Here is a 14,751-nt window from a genome sequence, read left to right as displayed (position 1 = left end):
GCAGGACGCCAGGGAACTCAATAAACCGCAATCTCCGCCGTTAACGATTGCGTTCCCCGGTTGTCGGGTGCGTTATCGGAGTTACAGGGCGTGGACCAAGGGATTATCGCGAGTCTGCTGCAGCACCCATTGGCCTCGGCGCTGGTGATCCTCGACCGTGCCGGTCGCCCGATCGCTGCCAACCCGGCCGCGCGTGAGCATGGCCTGCCTGCAACGGTCGCCGCCTACGGGGAGGTGTTGGAAGACCTGCGCCTGCTCGCCGCAGATGGCGGGCTGGTGCCCTGCCAGCTTCCCGGCGGGCGCGGTGGGCGTTTCGATGGCTGGATGCGCGCCGTGCACGATCCGGATGGGCACCTGCTTGCCTTCACCCTGAGCGTGCCCGAGCCGGTCGCCGCCTACGCGGGAAGCCGCTGGGAGGTGGCCCTGGACCATGCCGGGCACGGGCTGTGGGATTGGGACCTGCCCAGTGACAGCGTGCGCCGCTCTCGGCGCTGGGACGGTCAGCCCATCGAGGAGTCACACAGTCACGCCGAAGGTGTCAGCGCGCTGCTGGAGAACGTCCACCCGGACGATCAGCCAGCGGTGCGTGTGGCGATGGATGCCCACCTGCGCGGCGATAGCGAGGCCTATACCACCCAGTTCCGTGCCCGCCACCCCAACGGGGAGTGGCGCTGGGTGCTGGACCGCGGCCGCGTGGTCACCCGCACGGCCGACGGCCAGCCGCTGCGCATGGTCGGTACCCACACCGACATCCAGGCCCAGAAGCAGATGGAAGCCCAGCTGCGCGAGCAGCAGGTGCACCTGCGCGAAGCCCAGCGGATCGCCAGCATGGGCAGTTGGTCGTGGGATCCGGAGGCGCGCCAGTTCTGGTGGTCGCCCGAGTTCCGGGCGCTGCTGGAGACCGGTGACGCACCGCTGCACGGCCGCCGCCACTGGCTGCGTCAGCTGGAGCCGCACTCCCGCGGCCGGCTGCGTGGCGCCTGGCGCCGGATGTGGCGCGATGGCGCGGCCACCACGCTGGAGCTGGAGCTGATCCGTGACAACGGCGGCGCGCTGCACCTGCGCGTGTGGATGCAGCCGTTGATCGGGCCGGACGGGCGGATCCAGCGCCTGCTCGGCCAGGTCCAGAACATCACCGAACAACACCAGACCGATGCGCTGATCCGCTGGCGCACCGAGCTGCTCAACCGCGTCTCCGCGCTGGGCCGCATCGGCGGCTGCGAGATCGAGGTGGGCACCCGCCACATGCAGTGGACCGAGGAGTGCTACCGCATCCACGGCCTGCGCAAAGAGCCGATCAGCCTGGACCAGGCGCTGAGCCTGTACACCCAGGACTCGCGCGACGCCTTCGAGGCCGCGCTGCTGCGGATCGCCGAAGGCGGGCTGCCCGAGCAGCTGGACCTGTGTTTCTACCGGCAGTCCGGGCTGCGCATCTGGGTGCAGGTGCTGATCGAACTGGACCGCCGCGACGGCCTGCCGACCCGCTTCGTGGTGCTGTTCCGTGACATCACCCGCGAGCGCGAAGCCAACGAGCGCATCGAGCTGCTGGCGCATTACGACCTGCTCACCGGCCTGCCGAACCGGATGCTGCTGCGCGAGCAGACGGCCGACGCCATCGAGGTGGCGCGCGATCGTGGTAGCCCGCTGGCGATGCTGTTCATCGATCTGGATGGCTTCAAGACCATCAACGACACCTTCGGCCACGCCACCGGCGATGCGCTGCTCAAGGCGGCCGCCTCGCGCCTGCACCAGAGCCTGCGCAACAACGACCTGTTCGGCCGTTTCAGCGGCGACGAGTTCATCGTGGTGCTGCGCGACCTGGCCGCCCCGGAAGATGCCGGGCATGTGGCACGCAAGCTGATCGCCTCGCTGGCCGAACCACTGCACCGCGGCGAGAGCACGCTGAAGGTCGGCGCCAGCGTCGGCATCGCGATGCTCGACGACAGCCGCCAGGATTTCGAATCGCTGCTGCGCGCTGCCGATGCGGCGATGTACGCGGCCAAGGAAGCCGGGCGCAACACGTACCAGTATTACAGTCAGGACGCGCTGGCCAAGATCCAGCGCAAGCTGGAGATCGAGCACGCGCTGCTTGGCGCGATCGAACGCGAAGAGTTCACCCTGGCCTACCAGCCCCTGATGCATGCCGAGAACGACCAGCCCCCGGCGATCGAAGCGCTGCTGCGCTGGCATCGCCCCGGCATCGGCTACTGCAGCCCGGCCGAGTTCATCCCGATTGCCGAAAAGTGCGGCGAGATCGTCCGGATTGGCGACTGGGTGCTGGCCGAAGCCTGCCGCCAAGCCGCCGCGTGGGATGCTGCCGGCCTGCAGTTCGATCGCGTGGCGGTGAACGTTTCAGCCGTGCAGCTGCGCGACCGCGGTTTTGCCGAGCGCGTGATCGACATCTGCCACGCCCACGGCTGGCCGCCGCAGCGCCTCGAGCTGGAGCTGACCGAGTCCGCCCTGATCCGTGACACCGAGGTGCTGCGTCATTGCTTCGATGTGCTGGAACGGCACGGCGTGCCGCTGGCCGTGGACGATTTCGGCACCGGTTTCTCGAACCTGCATTATCTCAACCGCTTCCCGGTCGGCCGCCTCAAGATCGACCGCAGCTTCGTGCAGGGCATGCTGCACGATGCCGGCACCGCCGAAGTCACCCAGGCGATCGTGCACCTGGGCCACGCGCTGGGCATGAAGGTCGTGGCCGAAGGCGTGGAGACCGAGCAGGAAGAGGCGATGCTGCGGCGCCAGGGCTGCGATGAGATCCAGGGCTACCTGTACTCGCGGCCGCTGGCGCCGCGTGATCTGGCGCAGTGGTTGAAGCTGGGCACCCAGACGCCGCCACGCGAGAGTTATGCGGCGGTGACGCAAAGCGTTTGAGGGCGGCCGACGTCGCCCTGTGCGGGGCTGCCCGCCTGACCTGACACGGTGCGTCAGGCGGGGGTGCCAACGGCGTCGCCAGCCTCACATCCATTGAACGCGGCAAAGCGGTGGAGCGCCCACCTGCAATCGACCCTCCCCGCGGCGGGCCTTGCAGTCGATCCTCGCCACCAGCGTGTCTCACAACGGGATGGGCAGGCAGCAATAGCCGAGCGTGCGTTTACGTTCGGCTGTGCAGCATTCGATCCGGTAGTAGTCGCGCATCGGCAGGCTCACGCCAGGCAAGGCGGGAGGATATCCATGTTGAATGCCTTTCGCGGATCCGCGACGGAGCAATTGTGCGCCGGTAACTGCGTCGATACAGGCGGATCGGGGAGGCGTGGCGGATGCCGCGCCTTCAGCGCGCAGCAGCACCAAGATCATCACCGCTCAAGCCCAGATCCCACGCCAGGCCGGCGAGGGCAGGGTCGATCGCGGGTGGCAGTGCGGCAAGGGCGGGCGAGGGTCGCTTGGCCAGCTGCGCCAGCTCCTGCTGGGCAAGCTGCTCCAGCCGGGCGATCAGGGCGCGGCCCTGCAGTGGCGCTGCCGCAGCGGCAGGTGCGGCAGGTGCGGCAGCGAGCGTGACGGCGTCACTGCCCGGCACCGCCGGCTCCAGCTCGGCGGGGACAACAGATGCAACGGACAGCATGGACGCGTTCAACATCAGGTAATCATCTGCAGCCAAGGCGGGTAGTGCAAGCACAACGGCCCCGGGGTAAACCGGGGCCGCAGGGTGTGCCCGGAGGGGCACGGTGCCGCTGGATCAGAACAGCTCGACCGCGCCGGCGGCCATGCTCTGCTGGGCAACGGCCTTGTGCGGCGGGCGCTCCCACTCGGTGCGCATGTCGCGCAGGCGGGTGCCGGTGCGCTGCAGGGCGGTCACGACTTCTTCGTCGAACACGCCGCCACTGCGGTGCAGCAGTTCCTGCAGGGCCACCGCTTCGCGGTTGATCGCGGTCAGGCGATCCAGGTGGGTGTGCACGCCGCCCAGGGCCTGGGTGGCGATGTCCTCGAACTGCAGGGCACGCACGGCTTCGGCGACGCTGCTGTCGATGGCGCGGCCGCACTCGGAGATCTCGCGCATGCCGTCACCCAGCGATGCGTTGATCTGGGCCACGTTGTCCAGCATCTGCGCCGCCTCATGGCGCGCTTCGCGGGAGCGGTCCATATCGCGGGAGGCCATATGCGAGACGGTCTCGCGCACCTTGGCGATGGCGTCCTTGGAGCTGTGGGCCAGCTTGCGGATCTGCTCGTTGAAGGTGGTGGAGCGCTCGGACAGATTGCGGACTTCATCGGCGACCACCGCGAAACCGCGGCCGGCTTCACCGGCACGCGCGGCCTCGATGGCAGCGTTCAGGGCCAGCAGGTTGGTCTGGTCGGCGATCGACTTGACGTCTTCCAGCAGCGCGAAGATGCCATCCAGGTGCTGCGCCATCTGGTCGATGTGCTGCACGGTGGTGCTGCTCTGGCCGCTGACCTGCTCCAGCGCCTCGACCAGCTGCTCCATGCGGTGGCTGGCATGCTGGGCGAAACGGGCCACGTCGACGCCGGCGCCACCTTCGTCACCGGCGCGGTCGACGATGCGGGCCAGGGCCTGGCTCTGCTGGCGCGACTTGCGGTTCATGGCATCGAAGCTGCTGCCCAAGCCACCGACCGCATGACGGATCAGATCGCGGGCACGTTCGACTTCGCCACGCGAGCCCTCGATTTCGTTGCCGACAAACGAGCGCAGCTCGGTCAGCAACTGGTCCTGCTCGCGCAGGATGCGGGCCTGCTCAGGCGAACGCTGGGTCTGGGCGCGGGCGCTCCACCAGGCAAACCCGAGCCAGCTGAGCGTCATCGTGCTCAGGATCGCCCAACGCAGGGCGGCGGGCCACTCGAAGCCGATGGCAAAGGGAAGCAGAAGGGTCAGGGCCAGGGGGGCGGCCAGACGAATGAAGAGGCGTGAGTACATGGACGTTCTCGGGGAGGTGCACGGATGCTGTATCGGCCGTACCCCGGTTTGCTTTAGCCGTCCTCATGATTTTTCCGCCCGTCGATACGCACTTGCCTCGATCCAAGGGGCACAACGCTGGGCCGCCGATCCCGTCGGCGGCCCCTCCACGGCGGCTCAGCGGAGCTGGCGCGCGACCGCTTCGAGCATTGTTTTGCGGGAGAACAGGAAGTCCCAGTACTGGCCGCCGGTCTGGCGCCACAGCACCGCCGAGCGGACCGCCGCCAACAGCAGGGCGCGGATCTCGGCGACCACGCCGGCCTGGCCGAGGTAGTGCGGATTGCCCTGGACCATCACGCGCGGCTTGAGGTTGCTGATGGTGTCTGCGTACAGGCCGCCCAGCGCGGCGAGCACATCCGGGTGGGCGCTGTCGCCGAGTTCGCTGGCCTGGGCCTGGGCGCGCTCGATGCCGGTGCTGACCTTGGCCACGATCTCGTTCTCACGCACGAACCGGCGCTCCAGCTGCAGCACGGACAAGGCCAGGCGAGGCAGGTGCTCGTCCTGCCCCTGGCTGCTCAGGTAGTTGTGCAGCAGGCGCAGGCCCGGGGCGACATTGCTGGCGCTGCCGTAGATCTCCTGCGGGCTGGCCGCGTCAATGCGGAACACGCTCTCCACCGCGGTGCGGACCACGGCGGCTTCGGAGTGGCCGGTTTCGGCGATGCGGCGGACCTGCTGCAGGGCCTGGGCGATGCCGGCCAGAGCAAGAACGCGGTCGTCGACGGAAAAACTCATGCAGCAGATACCTCGAAAGGAGAAGGGGTGGCGCGAAGGCGCTGTTCCAGGGGGGCATCGGTGGCGGCGATGACGGCGCCGCCGAGGCAGACCTCATCGTCATACAACACCAACGATTGACCGGGGGTGACGGCACGCTGCGGGCGGGCGAAGCGCACCTCCAGGGTGCCATCGTCGCGCACCGTGACGGTGCACGGCTCGTCGGGCTGACGGTAGCGGGTCTGGGCGGTGCACTCGAACCGGCGCGCGGGCGGGGCGCCGGCGATCCAGTGGGCGGCCTCGGAGTGCAGCCGGGTGGACTGCAGCCACGGGCTCTCGCGGTCCTGGTCCACGTAGAGCACGTTGCTGGCGACATCCTTGCCGACCACGTACCACGGCGCCGCCGGCCGGCCTCGCACGCCGCCGATGTTCAGGCCCTCGCGCTGGCCGAGCGTGAAATAGAACACGCCGGGATGTTCGGCGATCAGGGCGCCATCCGGATCGCGGATCTCGCCCGTTTTCGCCGGCAGATAGCGGCCGAGGAACTCGCGGAAGTCGCGTTCGCCGATGAAGCAGATCCCGGTGGAATCCTTCTTGGCGTGGGTCGGCAGGCGCGCGTCGCGGGCGATCCGGCGCAGGTCGTTCTTCTGCAGATCGCCGATCGGGAACAGCGTGGCGGCCAGCTGTTGCTGGCCCAACTGGTGCAGGAAGTAGCTCTGATCCTTGCTGCGGTCGGCGCCGCGCAGCAGCGCCCAGCGGCCGCCGACCTGCGCGATGCGGGCGTAATGCCCGGTCGCGATGCGCTCGGCGCCGAGCTCACGCGCGGCATCGAGGAAATGCTTGAACTTCACTTCGCGGTTGCACAGCACGTCCGGATTGGGCGTGCGGCCGGCGGCGTACTCGGCCAGGAAGTGCTCGAACACCCCTTGCCAGTACTCGCTGGAGAAATCGCGGAAGTGGAACGGGATGCCGAGCAGGCCGCAGACGGCCACGGCATCGCGGCGGTCATCTTCGGCGCGGCAATCGCCGCTGCCGTCATCGGCCCAGTTCTGCATGAACAGCCCGGCTACGGGCTCGCCCTGCTGGACCAGCCGCCAGGCCGCGACGGAGGAGTCCACGCCGCCGGAGACGCCCACCATGATGCGCGGGGTGCTCATGCAGCCTCCTTGACGATGCAGAGCGGGTGGCGCTGGCCTGCCAGGTAATCGGCGACCACCTGCCAGACCAGCGGGCTGCGCAGGCGGCCGGGATCGGCCTTCAGCTCGGCCGGGGTCAGCCAGAGCGCGCGCAGGATGCCGTCGTCCAGCGGCCGGCCGGGATCGTGCGACACCGGTTCGGCCGCGTAGGCAAAGCGCAGGAACGGCGTGCCATCCGGGGCGGTCCACTGGTAGGTACCGATGAAGGCGCTCAGGCGCACCGTCCAGCCGGTCTCTTCCAGCGTTTCGCGTACGGCGGCCGCCGCCAGCGATTCGTCCGGCTCCAGGTGCCCAGCGGGCTGGTTCAGCACCTGGCGCCCGTCGATCGCCTCCTCGACCAGCAACAGACGCCCATCACGCACCACCACGGTGGCCACGGTGACATGGGGCGTCCAGCGCGGTTCCTGCACGGCATTCACCTCAGTATTCGTCCTGCTCGGTCAGTTCGAGCTCCATCGCATCGGCGGTGCGGACGGCCGCATCGATGGCGTCGCTGAGCTGTTCCGGGGTGGCGGTGGCATCGACCTTGACCACGAACATCGCCAGCTGGTCCTGCTTCACCCACGCACCCATCTTGGCATCCTGCGAGTCTTCGAGCAGGCGGTTGGCGACGGCGGCGGGGAACTGCTTGCCCGGCGAATTGTAGGCCGGCGACCAGATCTCACGGATCTTGTGCTTGCCGAATTCCTCGACGGTGGAGCGCACGAAGGCCAGCTGGCTGCGGCCATCATCCATGTCGAAGACCATCTTGTAGTCGCCGTCTTCGTCCACCTCGTAGGTGTACTTCAGCGTGTCCAGGGCACGCCCGACCGCCTTGTCCGGCTCGGCCGCATGGGCGCCGGTGGCAGTCACGGCCAGCAGCAGTGCGGCAGCAATCCTTTTCATGAAATCCCTGTGAAGGTCTGGTTGGAGAGTGCAGATTGTGAAGGGCGGCAGGGGGCAACGTCCAATCCGGGGGCTGGAGCCCTATAATGTGGGGATGCCCCGCGAGACTTCCCACGAAACTCATCACGACCATGGCGTGCTGCTTGAGCCTGCACGCCCTGAGGTCGCGCCGCCGCCGATGTACCAGGTGATGCTGTTGAACGACGACTACACCCCGATGGATTTCGTGGTGACGGTCCTGCAGCATTTCTTCTCGATGGATCTGGACCAGGCCACCCAGGTGATGCTCCACGTGCATACCCGCGGCCGCGGCGTGTGCGGGGTGTTCACCCGCGAGGTCGCCGAATCCAAGGTGGCCCAGGTCAACGAGTTCTCGCGCATGAACCAGCATCCGCTGCTGTGCACGATGGAAAAGGCCAACGGCTGACGTTCTGGCGGGCCTGCACTGCGTGTGCCCGCGATCCGCACTGTTCCACCCACAATGACATCCGGCCCGCAGCGGCCGGCGTGGCCCTGCGCCGGGCCTGCTGCCAAGCCCGTCCTGGCGGTCCGACCATGGCACGCGCGCCACGCCCTTCTCCGCGCCACCGGCTGTCGCTGCACCACCTTTGGCTGGCCGTGACATCGCCATCACGGTGAAGCTGCCATTTCGTGGCCGGAAGTTCGTGCATGATGGAGGCTCGTCGAATGGACGGGCGCGATCAGGCAAGTGCTAACGCCGTCTGAACGCACTGATCCGCTAGGGTGATGGAAATCGTGAAGGTTGGCCGCATATTGTTCCTAACTGCCGCCGGAGTTAATCATGTTCAGTAAAGACCTCGAACACACCATCGGACAGTGCTACAAGCGCGCCCGTGAGGCCCGGCATGAATTCATGACGGTGGAACACCTGCTGCTGGCACTGCTCGACAACCCGTCCGCCCAGGCCGTCCTCAAGGCCTGCGGCGCGGATGCCGACCGCCTGCGCCAGGAACTGGAACAGGCCATCGAGGCTTCGGTCTCGCGCCTGGCCGAAGATGATGGGCGCGATACCCAGCCGACGCTGGGCTTCCAGCGCGTGCTGCAGCGCGCGGTGTACCACGTGCAGTCCTCGGGCAAGAAGGAAGTCACCGGCGCCAACGTACTGGTGGCGATCTTCGGCGAGAAGGACTCGCATGCCGTGTACTACCTCAACCAGCAGGACGTCACCCGGCTGGATATCGTCAATTACCTTTCCCACGGCATCGCCAAGCTGGGCGAGGAGGGCGAAGTGCCCCCTGCCGCCGATGGCGAGGGCCGTACCGAGGGTGCCGAGGGCGAAGGCAAGGGCGATGCCCTGGCCGAGTTCGCCAGCAACCTCAACGAGCAGGCCCGCAACGGCAAGATCGACCCGCTGGTCGGCCGTGCCGATGAAATCGAGCGCACCATCCAGGTCCTGTGCCGGCGCCGCAAGAACAACCCGCTGTATGTGGGCGAGGCAGGCGTGGGCAAGACGGCGATCGCCGAAGGCCTGGCCAAGCGCATCGTGGAAGGCTCCGTGCCGGACGTGCTCGCCGATGCGGTGATCTATTCGCTGGACCTGGGCGCCCTGGTGGCCGGGACCAAGTACCGCGGTGATTTCGAAAAGCGCCTGAAGGGCGTGCTGACCGCGATGAAGAAGCTGCCCAACGCGGTGCTGTTCATCGATGAGATCCACACCATCATCGGCGCCGGGTCCGCCTCGGGCGGCACCATGGATGCCTCCAACCTGATCAAACCGGCCCTGGCCTCGGGCGAGCTGCGCTGCATCGGCTCGACCACCTTCCAGGAATACCGCGGGATCTTCGAGAAGGATCGGGCCCTGGCCCGCCGCTTCCAGAAGATCGACATCGTCGAGCCGACCGTGGGCGAAACCTACGAGATCCTGCAGGGCCTCAAGCCCAAGTACGAAGCGCACCACGGCGTGACCTACGCCGATGACGCGCTGCAGGCCGCGGTGGATCTGTCGGTCAAGCACATCAACGACCGCCTGCTGCCGGACAAGGCGATCGATGTGATCGACGAAGCCGGTGCCCGCCAGCGCCTGCTGCCGGACGGTGAGCGCAAGGAACTGATCGACATCGAGGAGATCGAGACCATCGTCGCCAAGATGGCCCGCATCCCGGCCAAGCAGGTCAGCGCGACCGACAAGGACGTGCTCCAGCATCTGGAGCGCAACCTGAAGATGGTGATCTTCGGCCAGGACCCGGCCATCGAGACGCTGTCCTCGGCGATCAAGCTGGCCCGCTCGGGCCTGGCCAATCCGGAAAAGCCGATCGGCAACTTCCTGTTCTCCGGCCCGACCGGCGTGGGCAAGACCGAGGTGACCAAGCAGCTCGCGCTGCAGCTGGGCATCGAGCTGGTCCGCTTCGACATGAGCGAGTACATGGAGTCACACTCGATCAGCCGCCTGATCGGTGCTCCCCCGGGCTATGTAGGGTTCGACCAAGGGGGGCTGCTGACCGAGAAGATCGTCAAGACCCCGCATTGCGTGCTGCTGCTGGACGAGGTGGAAAAAGCCCACCCGGACATCTTCAACATCCTGCTGCAGGTCATGGACCGTGGCGTGCTGACCGACACCAATGGCCGTGAGGCGAACTTCAAGAACGTGGTGCTGGTGATGACCACCAATGCCGGCGCGGCCCAGGCCTCGCGGCGTTCGATCGGCTTCACCCGCCAGGACCATGCCACCGACGCGATGGAAGTCATCCGCAAGAGTTTCACGCCGGAGTTCCGCAACCGCCTGGATGCGATCGTGCAGTTCCAGGCGCTGGGCTTCGAGCACATCCTGCGCGTGGTGGACAAGTTCCTGATCGAGCTGGAAATGCTGCTGCAGGAAAAGCACGTCAGCCTGTCGGCCACCCCGACCGCGCGCGACTGGCTGGCCCACCATGGCTTCGACCCGCTGATGGGTGCCCGCCCGATGGCGCGCGTGATCCAGGACAAGATCAAGCGTCCGCTGGCCGACGAGCTGCTGTTCGGCAAGCTGGTCAACGGTGGCAAGGTCAGCATCGACGTCCGCGACGACCAGCTGTTTGTCGAGACCGAGGCCGAACCGGAGCGTCTGTTGCCGGCCACGGTGTAATCGGGCGGCAGGTGCTGTCGAGATGAATACAAAAGCCCCCGAAAGGGGGCTTTTGTTTACGCGGGCGTGGGTGCGTGGCCGATCACTGGCGCGCGCGTGCCTTACGTGTGAATTCTTCGGCGGTGATCGGATCAATGGCACTGATCGCGCAGCTCTGTGCATTGGTACGCAGGTTGCTGGCCCCTGCGCCGCAGAGTTGCCCCCCCCGGCCAGGCGTGACGAAGGCGAGTTTCGGCGACATCGCGGCGCTGCTGCAGGAGCGTTCGAAGCGCACCAGGTAGTGCTGGGCGCCATTGCGCAGCAGCACATCGCGGTCAGCCCTGTTGCGTACCAGCTGTTGATCGGCAGAGAGCGTGATGCAGTCGCCGGGGGCGGTGGGTTCGGCGGCCTGGGCCGACGCGGCGGCCAGACAGGTGATCAGGAGCAGGGGAGACAGGTACTTCATGGCGGGGCCATCGGGTCGTGATCCGGATTGGATCGACCGCCAGCGTGGCTGCTTGCAGGCCGGAGCGAATCTGCATCAAGGCATCCTGACCGACGTCAGGGTGCACTGGGTCAGGGTGCCGCTTGGCAGGGTAAGGCCGCTGCCGGCTGAATGCCGCCCACGCGAAAAGGCCAGCACCTGGCTGGCCTTCTGGCGGGAACAACCCCCGGACCGCTTATTTCATGCGGTAGGTGATGCGACCCTTGGTCAGGTCGTACGGGGTCATTTCGACCTTGACGCGGTCGCCCGTCAGGATGCGGATGTAGTTCTTGCGCATGCGGCCGGAGATGTGGGCGATGATTTCATGCCCATTTTCCAGTCGTACGCGGAAAGTGGTGTTCGGCAGCGTCTCGCTGACGGTGCCTTCGAACTCGATGGAGTCGTCTTTCGACATGTAGTCCTGTGCAGTTCTGTAACCGGCCGAGCTGGCCTGAAGAGCGGGCATTTTACGCGCGTCGGGCGTTTGATGCAAAGTTTTGGTTAAGGCCGGTCCGGATCAGCGATGTCGGCGGCGGCCAGCGTGCCGAACATATCCCCCCAATCGCCTGCGGCGGCTGGCTGTAGGGCCTGTTCACGGACCAGCGCGAGAAAGCGCTGCCGGGGCCAGTGCTCAGCGCCCATGCGCAGCAGATGGTCATTTTCGACCTGCGCATCGATCAGCGGCCACCCCCAGCTGGCCAGCCGATGGGCCAGCCCGGCCAGGGCGACCTTGGAGCCGCCCGATGCCGCACTGAACATGCTTTCCCCGAAAAACATCCGCCCGATCGCCACCCCGTAGATGCCGCCGACCAAGGCATCGCCATCGAATACCTCCACCGAGTGCGCGAAGCCGAGCCGGTGCAGGTCGACATACGCATCCCGCATGTCACGCGTGATCCAGGTGCCGTCCTGGCCGGGGCGCGGGCTGGCTGCGCAGGCATCGATCACCTGCTCGAAACACGTATCGGCGCGCAGCGTCCAGGTGCTCTGGCGCAGGGAGCGACGAAAGCGGCTGGACAGGTGCACGCCGTCGGTGCGGAACACCATGCGCGGGTCCGGCGACCACCACAGCAGCGGTTGGCCTTCGGAGAACCACGGGAAGATGCCGCCCGCATAGGCATTGAGCAGCCGCACCGGCGAGAGGTCGCCGCCGAGGGCGAGCAGGCCGTCGGGATCGCGCAGGGCGGTCTCGGCGGGCGGGAAGGGGGCGTCCGGCGCGTCGTCCAGGCGCCAGGGCAGGCGGCGGGTCATGCCGGGTCGGCCTTGAACGGACTGTGCGACGCCAGCACACGTGCGTAGTGGGCGACCTCGGCGCGTTCCTGTGCGCACCACGCCATCAGTGCCTCGGCGAATGCAGGCTGGGCTATCCAGTGCCGGCTGCGCACCCGGTGCGGCAGGAAGCCGCGCGCCAGCTTGTGCTCACCCTGGGCGCCGGGCTCGAAGCGGGTCAGACCTTCGCGCAGGCAGTAGGCGATCCCTTGGTAATAGCAGGTCTCGAAATGCAGGCCGGGCAAGGTGGCACCGCCCCAGTAGCGCCCGTACAGGGTGTCCGCACCGCGCAGGCACAGCGCGCCGGCGACCGGCTCGCCATCGAGCACCGCCAGGAAGATCACCAGCGCGCGCGGCATCGTGCGGGCGAGATGCTGCAGGAACGGGAGCGTGAGCGCGGGCGAGTTGCCGTACTCGGCGAAGGTCTGCAGGTAGAAGCCATGCATGGCGCGCAGGTCGGCCTCGGTCGCCTCATCGCCATGCACGATGCGATACGTGACACCGCTGCGCGCGAGCTTGGCGCGTTCCTGGCGGATGTTCTTGCGGTGCTTGTGGTCCATCGCGCCGAGGAAGTCGTCGAAGGTCTCCCAGCTTCCGGGGTTGTGCCACTGGAACTGGATGTCCTCGCGCAGCAGCCAGTCCGGGCTGAAGGCCGGGTCTTCATCGGCGGGGTGGAAGTTGATGTGGGCCGAGGACCAGCCCAGGCGTGCCACTTCGCCCGCCAGCGTTGCCAGCAGCGCGCCACGATCCTCCGTGGTGCCGGCAAGTAAACGCGGGCCGGTCACCGGCGAATACGGCACCGCGCCCAGCCACTTGGGGAAGTAGTCCAGCCCGTGCTGGGCGTACGCGTGGGCCCAGGCGTGATCGAACACGAACTCGCCGTGGGAGTTGTCCTTGAGGTAGCCGGGGATCGCCGCGACCAGGGCGCCCCCGTCCCACAGGGTGAAGTGGCGCGGGCGCCAGCCCCACTCCGGGCGCAGGCAACCGTGCTCTTCCAGGCCGGCCAGGAAGGCGTGCGACAGGAACGGGTTGCGGCCGTCGTGCAGGGCGTCCCAGGCAGCGGCGGGGACATCGGACAGGCGATGCAGGAAACGTGGATCGGGCATGGACAGAGGATAGAGCAGGCGGGACGGGCGCAGGGCGTGCGGAACGTACCGGTCAGTAAAAAGGCCGGTGAATGATTCACCGGCCTTCGTGGGCTGCGCGATACGGGCGGCAGATCAGCTCGCCTGACCCTTCGCATCCAGATAGCGCTCGGCATCCAGCGCGGCCATGCAGCCGAAGCCGGCCGAGGTAATCGCCTGGCGATAGTGCTGGTCGGCCACGTCGCCGGCGGCGAACACGCCCTCCACCGACGTCTGGGTGGCGTTGCCGCCCAGGCCCGAGCGGATGTCCAGGTAGCCGTTGTTCATGGTCAGCTGGCCATCGAACAGGCTGGTGTTGGGGTGGTGGCCGATCGCCACGAAGAAGCCATGGGCCTCGATGTCACGGGTGCTGCCGTCCAGCGTGGACTTGACGCGCACACCGGTCACGCCGGCCTCGTTGCCCAGTACTTCGTCCACCTGGTGGTGCCACACGGTCTCGATCTTGCCGGCGGCGACCTTGGCGAACAGCTTGTCCTGCATGATCTTTTCCGCCTTGAGGGTGTCGCGGCGGTGGACCAGGTAGACCTTGCGGGCGATGTTGGACAGGTACAGGGCCTCTTCCACGGCGGTGTTGCCGCCGCCGACCACGACCACGTCCTGGTCACGGTAGAAGAAGCCATCGCAGGTGGCGCAGGCCGACACGCCGCGGCCCTTGAAGGCCTCTTCGCTGGGGATGCCCAGGTACTTGGCGGTGGCGCCGGTGGCGATGATCAGGGCATCGCAGGTGTACTCGGCGCTGTCACCGATCAGCTTGAACGGGCGCTGGGAGACATCGGCGGTGTGGATGTGGTCGAAGATGACCTCGGTCTCGAAGCGCTCGGCGTGCGCCTGCATGCGGGTCATCAGGTCCGGGCCCATCAGGCCGTGTGCATCTCCAGGCCAGTTGTCGACCTCGGTGGTGGTCATCAGCTGGCCGCCCTGCTGCAGGCCGGTGATCACGACGGGCTTGAGGTTGGCGCGCGCGGCGTAGACGGCGGCGGTCCAGCCGGCCGGGCCGGAACCAAGGATCAACAGGCGGGAGTGCTTGGAGTTGCTCATGTAAGCTCGCAATAGAAGGTAGGGCGGGACGCTGGCAGGGTGATTGCGCGGCG

15 protein-coding genes are annotated in these 14,751 nt (G+C 67.3%); 3 read left to right on the top strand and 12 right to left on the bottom strand.

What is annotated here, in order from left to right; genetic code table 11:
* Positions 1 to 90: 90 nt before the first annotated feature.
* The gene (locus tag AC06E9_RS07895) at positions 91 to 2,877 is read left to right on the top strand and encodes a bifunctional diguanylate cyclase/phosphodiesterase (RefSeq protein WP_478055853.1); all 2,787 of its coding nucleotides are present in this window, start codon (positions 91 to 93) and stop codon (positions 2,875 to 2,877) included.
* 180 nt (positions 2,878 to 3,057) lie between these two features.
* On the opposite strand, the gene AC06E9_RS07890 is transcribed toward AC06E9_RS07895, so the two are convergent.
* From AC06E9_RS07890 to AC06E9_RS07860, 7 genes are all read right to left on the bottom strand, one after another.
* The gene (locus AC06E9_RS07890) at positions 3,058 to 3,300 is read right to left on the bottom strand and encodes a hypothetical protein (RefSeq protein ID WP_478055852.1); all 243 of its coding nucleotides are present in this window, start codon (positions 3,298 to 3,300) and stop codon (positions 3,058 to 3,060) included.
* A complete protein-coding gene (locus AC06E9_RS07885) occupies positions 3,275 to 3,580 on the bottom strand; it encodes a hypothetical protein (RefSeq protein WP_478055851.1) in 306 nt (101 codons plus the stop codon). The genes AC06E9_RS07890 and AC06E9_RS07885 overlap by 26 nt, the downstream gene beginning before the upstream one ends.
* Before the next feature lie 99 nt (positions 3,581 to 3,679).
* The gene (locus AC06E9_RS07880) at positions 3,680 to 4,870 is read right to left on the bottom strand and encodes a methyl-accepting chemotaxis protein (RefSeq protein WP_478055850.1); all 1,191 of its coding nucleotides are present in this window, start codon (positions 4,868 to 4,870) and stop codon (positions 3,680 to 3,682) included.
* Between the two features lie 156 nt (positions 4,871 to 5,026).
* Positions 5,027 to 5,641, bottom strand: coding sequence for a high frequency lysogenization protein HflD (hflD, locus tag AC06E9_RS07875; protein WP_152150794.1), 615 nt, complete (start codon positions 5,639 to 5,641; stop codon positions 5,027 to 5,029).
* Positions 5,638 to 6,777: a tRNA 2-thiouridine(34) synthase MnmA gene (gene mnmA, locus AC06E9_RS07870; RefSeq protein WP_478049519.1), complete on the bottom strand. Its 1,140-nt coding sequence runs from the start codon at positions 6,775 to 6,777 to the stop codon at positions 5,638 to 5,640. The genes hflD and mnmA overlap by 4 nt, the downstream gene beginning before the upstream one ends.
* A complete protein-coding gene (locus AC06E9_RS07865; protein ID WP_152150796.1) occupies positions 6,774 to 7,235 on the bottom strand; it encodes an NUDIX hydrolase in 462 nt (153 codons plus the stop codon). Before AC06E9_RS07865 ends, mnmA begins: the two co-directional genes overlap by 4 nt.
* Before the next feature lies 1 nt (position 7,236).
* Positions 7,237 to 7,701 carry a type III secretion system chaperone family protein gene (locus tag AC06E9_RS07860; RefSeq protein ID WP_121036774.1) on the bottom strand — a complete coding sequence of 155 codons (465 nt, stop codon included), beginning with the start codon at positions 7,699 to 7,701 and terminating at the stop codon, positions 7,237 to 7,239.
* A 94-nt stretch (positions 7,702 to 7,795) separates the two neighbouring features.
* Here AC06E9_RS07860 and clpS point away from each other — a divergent pair, with 94 nt between their 5' ends.
* Both clpS and clpA read left to right on the top strand, forming a co-directional pair.
* A complete protein-coding gene (clpS, locus tag AC06E9_RS07855; protein ID WP_478055849.1) occupies positions 7,796 to 8,128 on the top strand; it encodes an ATP-dependent Clp protease adapter ClpS in 333 nt (110 codons plus the stop codon).
* 375 nt (positions 8,129 to 8,503) lie between these two features.
* On the top strand, positions 8,504 to 10,783 hold the full coding sequence (gene clpA, locus AC06E9_RS07850) for an ATP-dependent Clp protease ATP-binding subunit ClpA (RefSeq protein WP_123729238.1): 2,280 nt from the start codon (positions 8,504 to 8,506) through the stop codon (positions 10,781 to 10,783).
* An 82-nt stretch (positions 10,784 to 10,865) separates the two neighbouring features.
* Here clpA and AC06E9_RS07845 read toward each other — a convergent pair whose 3' ends face one another.
* The 5 genes from AC06E9_RS07845 to trxB form a co-directional block, all read right to left on the bottom strand.
* Entirely contained in the window at positions 10,866 to 11,228 is a 363-nt protein-coding gene (locus AC06E9_RS07845) for a hypothetical protein (protein ID WP_478055848.1), read from the bottom strand.
* Positions 11,229 to 11,442: 214 nt separating this feature from the next.
* Positions 11,443 to 11,661 (bottom strand): translation initiation factor IF-1, encoded by a 219-nt coding sequence (infA, locus tag AC06E9_RS07840; protein ID WP_005409596.1) that lies wholly within the window; start codon positions 11,659 to 11,661, stop codon positions 11,443 to 11,445.
* Between the two features lie 86 nt (positions 11,662 to 11,747).
* Entirely contained in the window at positions 11,748 to 12,497 is a 750-nt protein-coding gene (aat, locus tag AC06E9_RS07835; protein ID WP_152150803.1) for a leucyl/phenylalanyl-tRNA--protein transferase, read from the bottom strand.
* Positions 12,494 to 13,621: a GNAT family N-acetyltransferase gene (locus tag AC06E9_RS07830; protein WP_461769802.1), complete on the bottom strand. Its 1,128-nt coding sequence runs from the start codon at positions 13,619 to 13,621 to the stop codon at positions 12,494 to 12,496. The genes aat and AC06E9_RS07830 overlap by 4 nt, the downstream gene beginning before the upstream one ends.
* Before the next feature lie 114 nt (positions 13,622 to 13,735).
* Positions 13,736 to 14,698 (bottom strand): thioredoxin-disulfide reductase, encoded by a 963-nt coding sequence (trxB, locus tag AC06E9_RS07825; protein ID WP_121036780.1) that lies wholly within the window; start codon positions 14,696 to 14,698, stop codon positions 13,736 to 13,738.
* Positions 14,699 to 14,751 lie beyond the last annotated feature (53 nt).

The sequence above is a fragment of the Stenotrophomonas sp. Steno-Z10-BAI genome (assembly GCF_056393115.1).
This window is presented reverse-complemented; position numbering and strand designations above follow the sequence as displayed.